14 protein-coding genes and 1 tRNA gene are annotated in these 17,249 nt (G+C 30.0%); 5 read left to right on the top strand and 10 right to left on the bottom strand.

Annotated features, from left to right (window positions below; translation table 11 throughout):
- Window positions 1–26: 26 nt before the first annotated feature.
- Window positions 27–851 carry a mechanosensitive ion channel family protein gene (locus tag CHB63_RS15385; protein ID WP_089379377.1) on the top strand — a complete coding sequence of 275 codons (825 nt, stop codon included), beginning with the start codon at window positions 27–29 and terminating at the stop codon, window positions 849–851.
- Between the two features lie 410 nt (window positions 852–1,261).
- On the opposite strand, the gene CHB63_RS15380 is transcribed toward CHB63_RS15385, so the two are convergent.
- Both CHB63_RS15380 and rpsO read right to left on the bottom strand, forming a co-directional pair.
- Complete coding sequence (locus CHB63_RS15380) at window positions 1,262–3,490, bottom strand: polyribonucleotide nucleotidyltransferase (protein WP_089379376.1); 2,229 nt, start codon at window positions 3,488–3,490, stop codon at window positions 1,262–1,264.
- Window positions 3,491–3,619: 129 nt separating this feature from the next.
- Window positions 3,620–3,889, bottom strand: coding sequence for a 30S ribosomal protein S15 (gene rpsO, locus CHB63_RS15375; RefSeq protein WP_089379375.1), 270 nt, complete (start codon window positions 3,887–3,889; stop codon window positions 3,620–3,622).
- 208 nt (window positions 3,890–4,097) lie between these two features.
- On the opposite strand from rpsO, the gene CHB63_RS15370 reads away from it, so the two are divergent.
- A complete protein-coding gene (locus CHB63_RS15370) occupies window positions 4,098–4,967 on the top strand; it encodes a hypothetical protein (protein WP_089379374.1) in 870 nt (289 codons plus the stop codon).
- A 62-nt stretch (window positions 4,968–5,029) separates the two neighbouring features.
- Here the strand turns inward: CHB63_RS15370 and accD are convergent, their stop codons facing one another.
- The 3 genes from accD to tamL all read right to left on the bottom strand — a co-directional run bounded on the left by accD (window position 5,030) and on the right by tamL (window position 9,635).
- Entirely contained in the window at window positions 5,030–5,890 is an 861-nt protein-coding gene (gene accD, locus CHB63_RS15365) for an acetyl-CoA carboxylase, carboxyltransferase subunit beta (protein ID WP_089379373.1), read from the bottom strand.
- A gap of 104 nt (window positions 5,891–5,994) precedes the next feature.
- Window positions 5,995–7,062 (bottom strand): class II fructose-bisphosphate aldolase, encoded by a 1,068-nt coding sequence (fbaA, locus tag CHB63_RS15360; RefSeq protein ID WP_089379372.1) that lies wholly within the window; start codon window positions 7,060–7,062, stop codon window positions 5,995–5,997.
- Window positions 7,063–7,169: 107 nt separating this feature from the next.
- Window positions 7,170–9,635 carry a translocation and assembly module lipoprotein TamL gene (tamL, locus tag CHB63_RS15355; protein WP_245857039.1) on the bottom strand — a complete coding sequence of 822 codons (2,466 nt, stop codon included), beginning with the start codon at window positions 9,633–9,635 and terminating at the stop codon, window positions 7,170–7,172.
- Window positions 9,636–9,713: 78 nt separating this feature from the next.
- On the opposite strand from tamL, the gene CHB63_RS15350 reads away from it, so the two are divergent.
- Window positions 9,714–10,442, top strand: a complete 729-nt coding sequence (locus CHB63_RS15350) for a TrmH family RNA methyltransferase (protein ID WP_089379371.1) — start codon at window positions 9,714–9,716, stop codon at window positions 10,440–10,442.
- Here CHB63_RS15350 and porT read toward each other — a convergent pair.
- From porT to CHB63_RS15325, 5 genes are all read right to left on the bottom strand, one after another.
- Entirely contained in the window at window positions 10,439–11,131 is a 693-nt protein-coding gene (gene porT, locus CHB63_RS15345) for a type IX secretion/gliding motility protein PorT/SprT (RefSeq protein ID WP_089379370.1), read from the bottom strand. The genes CHB63_RS15350 and porT overlap by 4 nt on opposite strands.
- A 3-nt stretch (window positions 11,132–11,134) precedes the next feature.
- On the bottom strand, window positions 11,135–11,863 hold the full coding sequence (ubiE, locus tag CHB63_RS15340; protein WP_089379369.1) for a bifunctional demethylmenaquinone methyltransferase/2-methoxy-6-polyprenyl-1,4-benzoquinol methylase UbiE: 729 nt from the start codon (window positions 11,861–11,863) through the stop codon (window positions 11,135–11,137).
- 8 nt (window positions 11,864–11,871) lie between these two features.
- Window positions 11,872–12,774, bottom strand: a complete 903-nt coding sequence (locus tag CHB63_RS15335; protein WP_089379368.1) for a NifU family protein — start codon at window positions 12,772–12,774, stop codon at window positions 11,872–11,874.
- Window positions 12,775–12,878: 104 nt separating this feature from the next.
- On the bottom strand, window positions 12,879–14,222 hold the full coding sequence (locus CHB63_RS15330) for an OmpP1/FadL family transporter (protein ID WP_089379367.1): 1,344 nt from the start codon (window positions 14,220–14,222) through the stop codon (window positions 12,879–12,881).
- Between the two features lie 30 nt (window positions 14,223–14,252).
- Entirely contained in the window at window positions 14,253–15,485 is a 1,233-nt protein-coding gene (locus tag CHB63_RS15325; RefSeq protein ID WP_089379366.1) for a hypothetical protein, read from the bottom strand.
- 105 nt (window positions 15,486–15,590) lie between these two features.
- Between CHB63_RS15325 and proS the strand changes: the two genes are divergently transcribed.
- Together proS and CHB63_RS15315 are read left to right on the top strand one after the other, a co-directional pair.
- Entirely contained in the window at window positions 15,591–17,069 is a 1,479-nt protein-coding gene (proS, locus tag CHB63_RS15320) for a proline--tRNA ligase (RefSeq protein WP_089379365.1), read from the top strand.
- A gap of 90 nt (window positions 17,070–17,159) precedes the next feature.
- A tRNA-Glu gene (locus tag CHB63_RS15315) sits at window positions 17,160–17,231 on the top strand.
- Window positions 17,232–17,249 lie beyond the last annotated feature (18 nt).

Genomic DNA, 17,249 nt, shown 5'->3' with positions numbered 1-17,249 from the left:
AATTTACTAACCCAAAATTTAATAAAATGAAAACAATAATCCAATTAGAAAATGTCAATTTAACATTTGCACAAGATTTATGGAGCCAATTTTTAAATGTAATTCCAAAAATTTTAATGGGCATAGGATTCATTATAATTGCTTGGATATTTTTAAAAGTTGTAAATGTTGTTCTTAAAAAGATATTAAAAATTTCAAAAATTGATTCGTTAACAACAAAGTTAAACGAAGCGGAATTATTCGGTAAAAGTGATTATACAGTAGTGCCATCTAAAATTATTTTAAAGTTTGTAAAATATTTGTTGATTTTAATTTTTATAGTTATTGCTTCAGATATGTTAGGCCTAAAAATGGTTTCCGAAGGAATTGGAAGTTTTATAGCATATTTACCAGTTTTAATAAGTGCCTTATTTATTTTTGTAATTGGAGTTTATGTGGGGTCGCTAATTAAAAATACGATTCAAGAAACATTTAAATCAATGGAACTTACAGGTGGTAATTTGGTTGGTAATATTGTGTTTTATTTAATAGTTATTTTTATTTCAATTACAGCATTAAATCAGGCAGGTATTGATACCGAAATTATTACAAGTAATATTACTTTAATATTAGGTTCTGTTTTAGTTTCTTTTACCATCGCATTTGGATTAGGGGCAAGAGATGTAATTACCAGATTGCTTTTTGGTTTTTATTCTCGAAAAAACTTTGAAATTGGGCAGCATATAAAAACTAAAAAGATTGAAGGTGTTATTCAACAAATAGATAATATATGTATTACAATTAAAACGGAGGAAGGTATAGTAGTGCTGCCTATTAAGTCTTTTGTTGATCAAAAAGTAGAGATAAAGTAAAATATATTTAGTAAAAATGTTTCTGTAAAAGGGAAATTTGTAAAGGAAAAAGAAAAATGTACTATTTAAGTTCTTATAGAATTTAAAGCAGAAATATTTTTTACTAAAACTTAATAGAAATACTGGGTTAGTTATTTCTATTATTAATGAGAGTTAGAAAGCCAATCATTAGCGAAAGCTAATGATTGGGACTCTCAAATTAAATGGATTATTAGAAATATTAATGGGTTAGTATCCTCTAATAATTCAAAAACAGAAGGAATTAAATGATTAGAATTCTTCTGTTAAAAAGAAAGAAGCCAAATTACAAATAAATTTATGTAATTGTAGGCTTCTTTTTGATTTAATACAGTTTATAAAAAAAGCTTCTCATTTCTGAGAAGCTTTTTAATAATTTATAATTTCGAGAATTAATCTCTAGGTCTAGGTTTTCTATCTCTATCTCCACCACGGTTATCTCTACCACGGTTATCACGTCCACCTCTATCATCTCTATCTCTAGGAGGTCTTTCTTTAAAGCCTTCAGGTTTTGGTAAAATAGCTTTACGAGATACTTTCTCTTTGCGAGTTCTAGGATCTTTTCCAAAATATTTCACATCAAACACATCACCCATATTAACAACATCAGTAACATTGTCAGTTCTTTCCCAAGCTAATTCAGAAATATGTAATAAAACTTCATTTCCAGGAGCTTCTGTATATTCTACAACAGCACCAAAGTCAAGCATTTTAATAACTTTTACTTCGTAAACGCTACCTACTTGTGGTTTAAACAATAAAGAATCAATTTTAGCTAAAACAGTATCAATACCATCTTGGTTTGTTCCTAAAATTTCAACAATACCTTCTTCAGTAACTGGATCTTCATTTATAACAATTGTACATCCAGTTTCCTTTTGCATTTCTTGAATAACTTTTCCTCCTGGTCCAATTAATGCACCAATAAATTCATTAGGAATCCTTCTTGAAATCATTTTTGGAGCATGTGATTTTACCTCAGCATTTGGAGCTGAAATAGTTTCAGTGATTTTTCCTAAAATGTGTAAACGACCATCTCTAGCTTGTTTTAGTGCATTCACTAAAATTTCGTAAGACAATCCTTTTACTTTAATATCCATCTGACAAGCAGTAATACCGTCTGCAGTTCCTGTTACTTTAAAGTCCATATCACCTAAATGATCTTCATCACCTAAAATGTCGCTAAGTACAGCATAACGATCACCATCAGAAATTAATCCCATAGCAATACCAGAAACTGGTTTTGTCATTTGAACTCCAGCATCCATTAACGCCATTGTACCCGCACAAACTGTAGCCATTGAAGAAGAACCATTAGATTCTAATACTTCAGAAACTATTCTAACTGTATAAGGGCAATCAGCAGGAACCATTCCTTTTAAAGCACGTTGCGCTAGGTTTCCATGTCCTACTTCTCTACGCGAAGTACCTCTTAAAGGTCTTGCTTCACCTGTACAGAAAGGAGGGAAATTGTAGTGTAAGTAAAATCTTTCTTCACCTTCATTTGTTGGTGAATCAATAATATTAGCATCTCTAGAAGTTCCAAGTGTAACTGTAGCTAATGCTTGAGTTTCTCCTCTTGTAAAGATTGATGAACCGTGAGTAGAAGGTAAGTAATCTACTTCAGACCAGATTGGTCTAATTTCATTAGTCTTACGACCATCTAGACGTAAACCTTCTTCAAGGGTTAAGTTTCTAATAGCACTTTTTTCTGCTTTGCTATAATATTTTGAAATTAAAGCTCCTTTTTCAGCCAATTCTTCTTCTGAAAATGTAGCCTTAAATGCTTCTTTTATTTCTGCGAATGCAGCGCTACGTTCATGTTTAGCACTTCCTGCTTTTGCAATGTCGTAAACTTTTTGGTATGAAAAATCGTGAGCTGCTTTTTCTAAAGCTTCATCAGTAGCTGCACCTTCATATTCACGTGTTTCTTTTTTACCAAAAGACTCTGCTAATGCAACTTGAGCAGCACATTGAATTTTAATAGCTTCATGTGCAAATTTAATAGCCTCAGCCATTTCTTCTTCACTACATTCATCCATTTCACCTTCTACCATCATTACAGAATCGGCAGATGCACCAACCATCATATCAATATCAGCTTCAGCTAATTGAGTTCTATTTGGGTTGATTATAAATTCACCGTTTACTCTTGCAACTCTAGCTTCAGAAATTGGAGTTTCAAAAGGAAGATCACTTAATTGGATAGCTGCAGAAGCGGCTAAGCCTGCTAAAGCATCAGGCATTACATTATCGTCATGAGACATTAATTGAATCATAACTTGTGTTTCTGCGTGGTAATCTTTAGGGAATAATGGACGTAAAACACGGTCTACTAAACGCATTGTTAATACTTCATTATCACTTGGTCTTGCTTCTCTTTTGAAGAAACCTCCTGGATACTTACCTGCAGCTGCAAATTTTTCTCTGTAATCTACAGTTAAAGGTAAAAAGTCAACATCACTTTGTCTGTAGTTAGAAACAACAGTACCTAATAACATGGCATCTCCCATTCTTACAACAACCGAACCATGCGCTTGCTTTGCTAATTTTCCAGTTTCAATTGAGATGGTTCTTCCATCTCCTAAATCAATAATTTGTGTATGAACCTTCGGTATCATAAATAATTTTTTAAATTTTAATTAAACAATTGGTTGTTGTTGTGTTGTGTTTTCCAATGAAAAGTTTAATCTATGCTTTCTTTTGTAATTCAATAAATAAAAAAAAGAGGCAATAGTTGCCTCTTTTTTTTATTTTCTAATTCCTAATTCTTGAATAATCTCACGATATCTTACGATATCCGTTTTAATCAAATAATCAAGTAAATTTCTTCTTTTACCTACCAGTTTAACTAATGAACGCTCAGTATTATAATCTTTACGATTTCCTTTTAAGTGCTCTGTTAAGTGGTTAATTCTGAAAGTAAATAAGGCAATTTGTCCTTCTGAAGAACCAGTGTCTGTTGCTGATTCATTGTGTTTTGCGAAAATTTCCGCTTTTTTCTCTTTTGTTAAGTACATGCTAACATTAATTTTTATTAATAATTTTTATGTATTAATACTGCAATATGCAGCTAATAGTCGGCAAAGATACTATTATTATTTTGAATACTCAATATATTGAGCCCAAGTTATTTATTTTGATATTGTTTTAAACTTTTTGTTTTTTTTAAGGTCTAAGAAATTATAGAAGTTTTTTTTAATTTTTTAAATATTTAATCTTATGAGAATGTATAATTTAATTTTTAGAATGTTTTTTGTTTTTATTGTTAGTACTTTAATTTTTACAAGTTGTGAAAATAATGATGCAATAGAACAGACCGTTCAAATATCTGAGGAAGAAACAATTACTCTGATTGAATCTGAGGATATATCTGATGAAATGGACAATATTGTGGATGATGTTATGTTTGAGGATTTTGCTACTAGTGGAAAGGAAGTCGCTTCAAAAGATGATGGAAATAATCATGGTGGAATGCCAGATTGCGCTACAAGAACTGTTGATATAGTTGGAACTACAAAGACAGTAACTGTGGATTTTGGAGAAGCATGTGAATTGCCAAATGGACATGTTCTATCCGGGAAAATTATTATGGTTTATGTTTATGATGAAAATTCCGCAACAGTTGTTGTAACAATTACATACGATGGATTTTATTTTAACGAAGTTGCAGTAGAAGGATCCAATATTATTGTTAAAACCAGAGAGAATGACAACGGAAACCCTCAATCTATTAAAACGATAAATATAACTTTAACTTGGCCTGATGGGGAGATTATTTCTAAAGAAGGAACAAAAACAAGAGAATGGATTGAAGGCTTTGATACAAGGGCTTGGAGTGATAATGTTTATTTAATAACTGGTAGTTGGACATCAATATTTAAAGATGGAACTGTGTTTTCGGGAAATATAATTGAGGCTTTAAGAAGAGAAATGTCCTGTAGATTTATTGTTAGTGGTATTGTTGAAATTGTTAGAGGTGAAACAACAGGTGTCATAAATTTTGGAGATGGAACTTGTGATGATATTGCAGTATTCACAGATAGTGAAGGCGTTGAAACGGAAATAGTATTAAGAAGAAGAAAAATGGGAAACTAAGGAAATAGTATTCAGTTTGGTTAGTTTGGTTAATAAAAAAGCGAGCATTTAGCTCGCTTTTTTTAGTTTCTTATTGGTAAATTTTGAATTAAATCAATATATAAATTTAATTGTTTTTTTAAATTTTTACGTTCAATAATTTTATCTAAAAAACCATGTTCTAGTACAAACTCAGATCTTTGAAATCCAGGAGGCAATTCTTTACCAGTTGTATCTTTTACAACACGTGGGCCGGCAAAAGCAACTAAAGCATTAGGTTCTGCAAAGTTAACATCGCCAAGCATAGCGTAAGAAGCCGTTGTTCCTCCAGTAGTAGGATCTGTACAAAGTGAAATGTACGGAATTCCAGCATCTGATAATTGAGCTAATTTTGCTGATGTTTTTACTAATTGCATTAAAGATAAAGATGCTTCCATCATTCTTGCACCACCTGATTTTGAAATCATTAAAAATGGTACTTTATGCTTAATTGAATAATCTATTGCTCTAGAAATTTTTTCTCCAACAACACTACCCATAGAACCTCCAATAAACGCAAAATCCATTGCCGCTATAACTAAATCTTTCCCAAAGGATTTCCCAACTGCTGTTCTAACAGCATCTTTTAATTTAGTTTTTTCATAAGCTTGCTTTAACCTATCGGTATATTTTTTTGTATCTGTAAATTTTAAGGGGTCTTTAGATACCATATCTTTGTCAAATTCTTTAAATTGATTATCATCAAATAGAATTTCAAAATATTCAGCGCTTCCAATTCTTACATGATATCCATCTTCTGGACTAACATAAAAATTTTCTTTTAATTCGTCGGTATCAACAACTTTTCCGCTTGGAGTTTTGTACCACAATCCTTTTGGTACATCTTTTTTATTTTCAGTAGGGGTTTGGATTCCCTTATCTTTTCTTTTAAACCAAGATGACATATAATTTTGTTTTAGTTGAAAATAGAGGTGCAAATTACTAAAAAAAACAAAGAGAACGTATAAAAATATGTTCTCTTTGTTAAATTAAGTTTTATTTTGTTAATTTATAGTGTGTCTACACAATTTAAATCTTTGAAAGCTTGAATTAAACGAGCCTTAAAAGTTTCTTCACCTTTACGTAACCATCCACGAGGATCATAGTACTTTTTGTTAGGCTTGTCTGCTCCATCAGGATTTCCAATTTGAGTTCTTAAGTACTCAATTTTTTCATTCATATAATCTCTAATTCCCTCGGTAAAAGCAAATTGCAAATCGGTATCAATGTTCATTTTAATTACTCCATATCCAATTGCTTCTCTGATTTCTTCTAAAGAAGATCCTGAACCACCATGAAAAACAAAATCTACTGGGTTTTTCTCAGTACCATTCTTCTTTTCTATATATTTTTGAGAATTGTCTAAAATTTTAGGAGTTAATTTTACATTTCCTGGCTTGTAAACACCGTGAACATTTCCAAAAGAAGCAGCAATTGTGAAATTGTCACTTACTTTTTTAAGTTCGTCATATGCATAAGCAACTTCTTCAGGTTGTGTATATAATTTTGAAGCATCTACATCAGTATTGTCAACACCATCTTCTTCACCACCTGTAATTCCTAATTCTATTTCTAATGTCATTCCCATTTTACTCATACGAGCTAAATAAGTTTTACATATTTCAATGTTTTCTTCTAAAGGCTCTTCAGATAAATCAATCATGTGAGAGCTATATAATGGAATTCCATTTTCTTTGTAAAATTGTTCTCCAGCATCTAATAAACCATCAATCCAAGGAAGTAATTTTTTAGCACAATGGTCTGTATGTAAAATTACAGGTACTCCATATGCTTCGGCTAAAGTATGCACGTGTTTTGCACCTGCAACTCCACCAGCAATAGCTGCTTTTTGTCCTTCATTTGATAATCCTTTACCTGCATTAAATTGAGCTCCACCATTTGAAAATTGAATAATTACCGGTGAATTTAATTCTTTTGCTGTTTCTAACACAGTATTTATTGTATTAGAGCCTATAACATTTACCGCTGGTAATGCGAAATTTTTAGCTTTTGCTAATTTAAAGATCTCTTGTACTTTGCTTCCTGTTGCAACTCCTGGTTTAATTGTATGACTCATAATGTTTTAATTATATTAATTGTATTAAGCTTGATATAGCAAAATTAATGAATTATAAGGATTAAATAGGCATTGGAAAGAAAAAAAACGAAATCGAAATAGTTTTTTTAAAAAGGATAACTAATACCAAAATTGTAAACATTGTTTTTAAAGTTTACATGTTGAAACCACTTGTTGCTTTCAAGATATGGTTCGTATGTTTTAAACCCTAAATCTAAACGTAATAGAATAAAACTCAAATCATATCTAATTCCAAAACCTGAGCCAATTGCAATATCTTTTAATGAATTAAATCCATTAAATTTTGCTTCAGGATCTGTCACTGCTGAGTTTGAGATATCCCAAATATTACCAGCATCAACAAATAATGCTCCTTTTACACTATTTATTATTTTAAATCGATATTCTAAACTGCTAATAAATTTTAAATTCCCCACATTAAATTCTAAACCACTTTGTGTAGATCCTGGGCCCAGATCATATATTTTCCAAGCTCTTAAATCATTTGGTCCTCCAATAAAATAACTTCTGCTAAATGGAATTGTACTTGAATTATTATAAGGAAATGCAATTCCTAAAAAGCTTCTGAATGCCAATACATTTTCAAAAGAAAGGTTCCAGAATTTTTTATATTCAAAATCAGTTCTAACATATTGAGCGATTTGAGTATTAAAAAGTGTTTTGATACCGTTTTCATCCTTTTTTGTAGCTAAAAGACTTGTTAAATTTCCAGATGAAACGAAACGAGCCCTAAAAAAGGAGAAGTCTGTATCTTTATAATTTTCACTATTATTATAGGTAAATGTATAAGTCGCAGAAGGAATTAATACATCTTCTGTAATAATATTGTAACGGTTTTTAATGTTTTGAGCAATTGTAAATTCAGTAGGATTTGAACTTTCAAAATTAGAATCAATATTTAAGTTTATAAAATCTACAACATCAGATGTTGAAATATCTTCATTAAAATATGTTGAAGCTATACTTTGGATTTCTTCAAATTCAGAATTATAGATGTTAAAATAGGAATCAATATTTAAATTTTTAATAAATTGAGCATTTAAAAGCTGGAAACTATGTTTTTTTGTAGTTGTAGATTCCCAGGTATAATCAATAATTCCAGTAAATTTTTGTTTATCTAACCCAATGTTTTTTTGCAAACTTGTACCAACAGTAAAAATTGTTTTAGGTGACATACTTTTTGGAATAATCTTGTTTGCTTTAAAAGGCAATAAAATTCTTGGAAGTTCTAAAGAAACATCGCCACCAATTTCCCAGGCATTTAACAGCTTTTCACTGTCAGCTGCATCTTTAGAGTCTAAAAAAGATCCTTGTACCGAGAATTTTAATATTTCAGATCCTTTAAAAATATTTCTGTTTAAAAAAGACAATTTCCCTGAAATACCAAGTTGTCTAATATTAGAATGTGTTAGTTCGGAGCTAAATCCTATTGAGTATTTTTTAAGAGGAGTCAAGTAAATAGAAGCCTCTAAAAAATCATTTTCTAATTCATTGTATTTAATTTCAACGGTTCTAAAATTATTTAATCTTCTTAAATTTTTTCTTGTTAATTCTCGGGTTTCATCTTTATAAATATCGTTTGGTTCAATAAAAACAGCGTCTAATAATAATTTAGGATTATATTTTAATTTGTTTTGGGTAAGAAAAAAATAGCCTTTGTAATTTAAACTGTCTTGTATTGGGTTGTCTTTAGTATTATAAGCGAAATCAGTATAAATATTTATTTTCTTTATTTTTTGAATTTTATAGGGGATATTTGCAATACTATCATTAATAATTAAATCAATATTAGATTTGTAATTAGATGTATCTGCATCAACTAAAATTGCATTCTTATTAAAATGATAAATACCAGAATTTCTAAACAAATTGGTAATTCTATTTTGTTCATTAATAAATAAAGAATATTTAAATTTCTCCCCTTTTTTTATAAAAGAGGCTTCTTTTTGAGATAAATAAATAGAGTCTAAAACTTTAGATTCAATATTAATAGTAATTGTATCTAGCGTATATGGTTTATCTGTATTTACGTAGTAGGTAACGGCAGCTTTTTTGTTTTTTAAATATGCAATATCATAATATGCTTTCACATTAAAATAGCCTTCATTATGATAATGTTGCATAAAATTATCAACCGTTTGAGTAGCTTTTTTCGAATCAAATATTACAGGTTCTTCCCCGTTATTTAGCCACCATTTATGGGTGTTGTATTTAAAATTATGTAATCCTCTGGTTTGTTTTTCTGAAAATACTTTTGTTGTAAAATTATAAGCTTTTGGATTGTCAATTTTCCACTGGTCATAATCAGATTCAAAATTTTTGTTTCCAATATTGTAAAAATGAAGAGGAAATGGAACACCAAGGACTAATGAATTTGGGCGTTGAACAACATAATCAGTAATTTCGTCATCAACATTTTTTTTATCATTTACTAAAATGATGTTTTTTGTAAGTAAATTTTCGTTTTCAGAAACATACTTTACAGTATTGCACGATGAAAAACCTGTAATTATACTTAATAAAATTATTAATATTATAAAATTGTTTTTCAACAAATAAGAGTTTAAATTTGTTTCAAATGTAAAACTTTTCGAACTATTACCCAATTACTATTTATTATAAATAAATCAATGAGTTTAAGTAAAAATCAGTTAAAGTTAATAACGAGTTTACAACAAAAAAAGTACAGAGTAAAAAGTAATTTATTTTTTGCTGAAGGAGTTAAGGTTGTTGATGAGTTTTTGAACTCAAATTTAGAATTGGAACAGATTTTTTGTGTGGATGATAGTTTATATAAAAACGGAGAAAACGTAACCGTAATTTCTGAAGTTGAATTGAAAAAAATAAGCGTACTAAAAACACCAAATAAGGTTTTAGCGCTATTTAAAATTCCATCTTCTAAATTGATAAAAACTGATGGATTAGTTTTGGCTTTGGATGAAGTAAATGATCCTGGAAATTTAGGTACAATTATTAGGTTGTGCGATTGGTTTGGTATTGATCAATTAGTTTGTTCAAAGGGAACAGTTGATTGTTATAATCCTAAAGTTGTACAGGCTTCTATGGGGTCTTTAACTAGAGTAAATATTGTTTATACCGACTTAGAAACTTATTTAAAAGCTACTGAAAAACCAACATATGCTTCACTAATGAATGGTGAGAACGTTTATAAAAGTAAATTACCCAAAGATGCTGTTTTGGTAATGGGTAATGAAGCAAATGGTATAAGTAAGCCCATTTTAAAATTACTAAACAATTCGGTATCTATTCCAAGATTTGGAGATTTGAAGCAAGCAGAGAGTTTAAATGTTGCAACCGCTACAGCAATTTTATTAAGCGAATTTAGACGCCTATCTTAATGAAAGGCGAATTTTATAAAGATTCCTCTTGTTCCAAAATAATCTACATTTCCAGTCCAAGGGCTATTTGAACTATAATCTCTAACTAATTCATCATTTATAGCAAAAACACCTCTAATTGAAGGAGAAAAAATGAAGTAAGGTAAATAAAAGTCAATTCCAGCACCAATTTCATAAGTAAAATTATTTTTTTTCATTCTAAATTCACCATTTGAATTATCATCTGGATTGTCTTGATTACTTGAAAAATTATAATCGTATGAAACACCACCTATAAGATAAGGTCTAATATTATTTAGTCTATCTGTGCTTAATTTAACTAATAAAGGAACTCTTAAATAAGTTGCATTTACATCTCTAATACTGTCTTTTGGGCCACCTTCAATATGTGTAAAAGCAAGTTCTTTAGTATTGCTGGAAAGTCCCGGCTCAATTCTTAAATTAATGTTTTTATGCAATCTTAAATCTCCAATAAGTCCCACTTCGAAACCCATAGATGGCGTAACATCAATAAAAGAGCCATCATATTGGTAAGTAATTTTGTAATCTTTTTGGTTTATACCTAAAAAATAACCCCAAAAAACAGTTTGCTTATCCCAGCTTTGTTTATACTCAACAATATCTCTTTTTTGAGCATTAATGTTGCTAACTGTAAAGACTAGTAAGATTACAACAACTATTTTTTTCATAAATTATTTCTTTGATACATAAATAGAAGCCACCCCAAGTGTTTGTGGTTTGTTTTCAATATCTATAAACCCAATTTTATCTAAAATATTGTTGAATGCCTTACCATAAGGAAAAGATGCTGCAGAATCTGATAAATATCTATATGCAGATTTATCTTTGGAAAATAATTTACCTATAATTGGTAGTATTTTTGAAGAATAAAATTTATATCCCTGTTTATATGGAGTTTTAGTAGGAACTGATGTTTCTAAAACAACAAAAGTTCCGTTTGGTTTTAAAACACGATAAATTTCAGATAAACCTTTTTCTAAATTTTCAAAATTACGTACACCAAATGCTACTGTAATTGCATCAAAATAATTGTCTGAAAATGGAATTTTTTCAGAATCACCCAATACCATTTCAATTTGATTGGTTAATTGAAGTTTTTCTATTTTTTGTTTTCCAACATTTAGCATTCCTTCAGAAATGTCCAATCCAATTATTTTTTCAGCATTTGTTTTTGTTAAACTAATTGCCAAATCACCGGTTCCAGTTGCTATATCTAATATTTTTTTTGGATTCGATTCTCCAACTATTTTAACAACTTTATTACGCCATTTTATATCAATTCCAAAAGATATTACACGATTTAACCCATCGTATTCTTTAGAAATAGTATCAAACATTTTAGCTACTTGCTCCTTTTTTCCTAGTTCGGAATCTTTATAAGGTTTTACTTTTTCTGCCATAAAATAGATTAGTAATTTACTGCTACTACTTCTTCAATTTTACCTGGAATCATTTGTTTCAACATATTTTCAATTCCATTTTTTAGAGTAATTGTAGATGATGGGCATCCGCTACAAGCGCCTTGTAAAAGAACATTTACAATTTTTGAATTTTCATCATACGATTGAAATAATATATTTCCTCCATCAGCTGCAACTGCAGGTCTTATGTATTCATCTAAAATACTTACAATTTGTTTAGAAACATCATCTAAATTTTCAGCTTCAGATATTGTGTTTTCAGTTTCGTTTTTTGTTGTATTTGGTTTAGTACCTTCCAAAACAATTGTTTTAGCTTCTGCCACAAATTGTTTAATATAGCTTCTAATATCATTGGTTACTTCATTCCATTCAACTACATCAAATTTAGTTATTGATACATAGTTTTCAGAAACAAAAACTTCCTTTACAAAAGGAAAATTGAATAATTCAGTAGCTAAAGGAGAATTTTTGGCTTCTTCAATATTTTTATATTCTAAATCGAATTCAACTAGTTTTTTGTTTGAAACAAATTTTAGAACAGTTGGATTTGGAGTAACTTCTGCATAAACTTCAACAGGAACTAATTTTTTTGTTGTTTCTTCTGTAATTAAAACACCTCCATTGTTTAAATAATTTTCAATTTGTTCTTTTACTTCTTTCTGAACATCTGCCCATTCAACAATAGAAAATCGTTCTAGTGCAATAAAATTTGCAGAAATTAGAACACGTTTAATAAAAGGTAAATGAAATAATTGTTGCGCTAATGGTGAGTTTTTTGCTTCATCAACATTATTATATTCGTGACTGCCACTAGTTAAAATACTATTAGCTGTAAATTTTATAATAGTATCTGAAGTAGTGTTATTTATAGATAAAGAAATAGTTTCCATTTTTTAAAATATTTGTGCAAAAGTACTAAAACAATTTTAGGTATTTGGTTAAAATTAAAATACGCCTCTTTTTAAGGAGGCGTTTATGTTTTTATGATTTTTAATTAGATGTTTAAAACTAAAGTGGCAGTGATTTTAGAATTATCAATGTTTAACTCAGCAGCATTTACTTGGTTGTATTGCGGGTAAAAATTATAAGCGCCGGTATTTGAGCTATTTTGATAAGAAAAATCTAGTTTTCCACCTCTAAATTTGTATCCTGCACCTAAAGAATACCCTTCTATGCTATCTGAATCTAAAGCGTTTTTATATGGTGATTTTTCAATGTGGTAACCGCCACGTAATGAAATATTGTCAAATCTCCATTCTGTACCAATTCTTAATTCTCCAGTACTTTCTAAATCAGATTTAAAGGATGAGTTTTCTGCTGAAAAATTTGATTTACTTAATTTTATATCGCTGTAATTTTTATAAATATAATCTACGCTTATTAAACCTTGTTTTTCAAAAGTATAAGCGAAACTACCAGTAAATTTACTTGGAGTTTTTAAATTATAGTCAAATTTATTTATTCCTGAATAATCGGTAATTAATTCATCTGTATTACTTACATAAACTTCAAGATCGTAATCTAAATAATCTTCAGAGAGTCTGTACCAAACAGGTGATTTATATGCTAATCCAATTCTAACATTATCATTTGGTTTAGAAATTAAACCTAAATTAAAAGAAAATCCGTCACCAAAAGTTAATAATTCTTGAATTAATGATGCATCTAAATTATTCCCATTACCGTCATTATTATTTTCTTCCAGCAACGTTTGTTGATAATGTTCAATATCATAAGTGCTAATTGAAGCTCCTAAATATAAATTATCATTATACTCTGATGCAAATGTAAAAGTGTATTTATTGTTGGATCCATCAGTTAAATTTTCAAAATATTGCCCATCTGAATTTAGATATAAAATATTTTCATCGTTTGGATCATCTATCCAGGTTGGGTAATTACTATTACCGTTTGCTATCCAAAAATTCTCAAAATCATTTGCTAAAGTAAAATTAAAACCAATAGCTATTTTGCCCCAATTTGAATTTCTGTTATAATTATTATTAAAAACAAAAACACCACCAGATTGTGAAATATTGGCATTGCTATTTTCTGAAAATTCATTAGTACCGTAGTAGTTGGATGTCGTCTCTATATCTTCAATGTTAAAAGTAATTGCGAATTCACTTTTTAAAAATACAGCAGCACCGGCAGGATTTGTTTCAATTGAAGATAAATCTCCACCCAGAGCTCCAAAGGCTCCACTCATAGCATTATAGCGTGCGGTTCCATTAATGTTTTCAGATGAAAATAATACACCAATATCATTGTAGCCTAAAGTTTGAGCGTTAGAAATGAAAGCAATGCAAAGCATTGCAGCTAAAAATAATTGTTTCATAATGTTAAAGAATTATTATTTATAAGTTTTTTAATTTCTTCTAGAAGAGCCTCTTGATGAAGATCTTGAAGAAGAAGAGGATGATGATCTACTTGCAGATGAACTTGATGAAGATGAACTCCTTGAGTAAGAACTATTTGATGTTGAACTTGATCTAGATGGAGATGAACTTGTTGTGCTTCTTGCAGTTGATGTGTTATTTCTAGTAGCTGATCGAGTAGGAGTTGTTCTGCTTGTAGAGCTATTATTTACAGTTCTTTGATTAGATCTTACTTGACTTGAAGAAGTGTTATTTGGGTTGCCTCTTCTTGTTGAATATCTAACGGTTGATGGAGTATTATTATATGCTGAATTACGTCTTGTATTGGAAGACGATTGTCTCGTAGAAGATTGTCTTGTTGGAGAAGTACTTCTTTGAATAGTACTATTTGATGACCTAGAAGGTTGTCTATTTATAACCCGATTATTAGAATTACTATTTTTATCAATAGTTCTGGTTCTATTAACCGTACTAGTAGATCTTCTAGTTGAATTATTTACATTATTTGAGTTTGTAACACTACTTCTTCTAGTAATTACTGAAGAATTGTTGTTGCCAGTTCTTCTTGAAGTTGTGTTATAAGTAGTTCTTTTTCTGTAATTATCGTATCTTCTATAGTTGTTATTATTAGAGTAATAATTATAAGGATTGTAGCCGTAATAGTTGTGGTACCCATAATACCCTCTGTTATATGGATAGTAGTTAAAATAATTGTAAGAATAAAAACCATTATACAACCCACCATACATGTAAGGATTGTAATATCTCCAAGGGCTGTAATAATTTTGATAATATGGGTAGAAGCTATCATAACCATAGTTATAATAAAAAGGGTTATGCCAATAATAACCTAAACTTCCGTAACCTGAATTAATATTAATAGTTACATTATCAGTAAATTCCCAAGGTTCGTAATTCTCATTATTTAATTCTTGTTCATCATAAGATTCATCGTAATAATAATCATCAATATCAGTAAAAACATCTTCCTCTCCAATATTTTGAATTTCATCAAGTTGACGAGAAAAATAATTTTTATCAAATTCAGATTTCTCAACAATTACAATCTCTTCATCAATTTTTTGATTATTAGAAGTGTAAATGCCATCGTCATCATAATTGTAGGCACTTTGATAAGTTCCACAAGAATACAAACTAACAAATAGTATAAAAAGAAGACTTATTCGAGAGCTTTTTGAGTTAAATATATTTGAAACTTCCATAATCAATTAAAATTTTTATTGTTAACAATTCAAAAAAAACTAATTTTGTCGAAATTAGCATTTTTATAATAAAAAAGATGCAATATTTATGCCAAAGTTTTGATTATGAGTAAGAATTTAACAAAGAGAGAAGTAGATTATTCTAAATGGTACAATGAGTTAGTTGTGAAAGCTGATTTAGCTGAGAATTCCGCTGTGAGAGGGTGTATGGTTATAAAGCCATATGGATATGCGATTTGGGAGAAAATGCAAGCCGAACTAGATAGAATGTTTAAGGAAACAGGACATGAAAATGCGTATTTTCCATTATTTGTGCCTAAAAGTTTATTTGAAGCAGAAGAAAAAAATGCAGAAGGATTTGCCAAAGAATGTGCTGTTGTAACTCATTATAGATTGCAAAATGACCCTGATAATCCAGGGAAACTTCGTGTAGATCCATCAGCTAAATTAGAAGAAGAGTTAGTTGTTCGTCCAACTTCTGAAGCAATTATATGGAGTACCTTTAAAGGATGGATTCAATCTTATAGAGATTTACCATTATTAATAAATCAATGGGCAAATGTTGTGCGTTGGGAAATGCGAACGCGCTTATTTTTGAGAACTGCAGAATTTTTATGGCAAGAAGGACATACTGCTCATACAACTAAAAAAGAAGCATTATCAGAAGCTATGCTAATGCAAAAAGTGTATGCAGAGTTTGCAGAAACCTTTATGGCAATGCCTGTAATAAAAGGTTCTAAGTCGGAAAGCGAACGATTTGCTGGAGCAGATGAAACCTATACAATTGAGGCTTTAATGCAGGATGGAAAAGCTTTACAAGCAGGAACGTCACATTTTTTAGGACAAAATTTCGCTAAAGCTTTTGATGTAAAATATACTTCTAAAGAAGGGAAACAAGAGTATGTATGGGCAACTTCCTGGGGGGTATCTACGCGATTAATAGGAGGATTGATAATGACACATTCTGATGATTTTGGATTGGTGTTACCTCCAAGACTAGCGCCAATTCAAGTTGTAATTGTTCCAATTTATAAAGGAGATGATCAACTGGCTGAAATATCCAGTAAAGTTGATGGGTTTGTGAAAGAATTTAGACAGCAAGGAGTCTCAGTTAAGTTTGATGATAGAGATACCTATAGGCCAGGCGCAAAATTTGCTGAATATGAATTAAAAGGTGTTCCGGTAAGAATTGCAATAGGAAAAAGAGATTTAGAAAATAATACTGTTGAAGTTGCAAGAAGAGATACTTTAGTAAAACAAACAGTCTCTCAGGATGATGTAGTTGATTTTGTGGCTAACTTATTAGTTGAAATTCAGGATAATATGTTTGATAAAGCGGTTTCTTTTAGAAAAGAACATACAACTGAAGTCAATACATTTGAAGAATTTAAAGAGGTTATAAAAACCAAAGGTGGATTTGTGTCTGCGCATTGGGATGGTACATCTGAGACTGAAGATAGAATTAAGGATTTGACAAAAGCAACAATTAGATGTATTCCAATAAATAATAAAATTGAGGAAGGAGCCTGCGTATTTACTGGGAAAAAATCAATTCAAAGAGTATTATTTGCAAAAGCTTATTAAATTTTTCAAAAAATATTTTGCAGAATAAAAAATAGTTGTATTTTTGCATCCGCAATGACGAAATAATGTCATTTTTGCAAAACAATTAATGGTCCGTTCGTCTAGGGGTTAGGACGCCAGGTTTTCATCCTGGTAACAGGGGTTCGATTCCCCTACGGACTACAAAAATTTAATAAAAAA

Source organism: Lutibacter flavus (assembly GCF_900188355.1).
GTDB lineage: Bacteria > Bacteroidota > Bacteroidia > Flavobacteriales > Flavobacteriaceae > Lutibacter > Lutibacter flavus.
The sequence above is the reverse complement of the archived record's forward strand: the minus strand, read 5'-3'. Positions and strand labels throughout refer to the sequence as shown.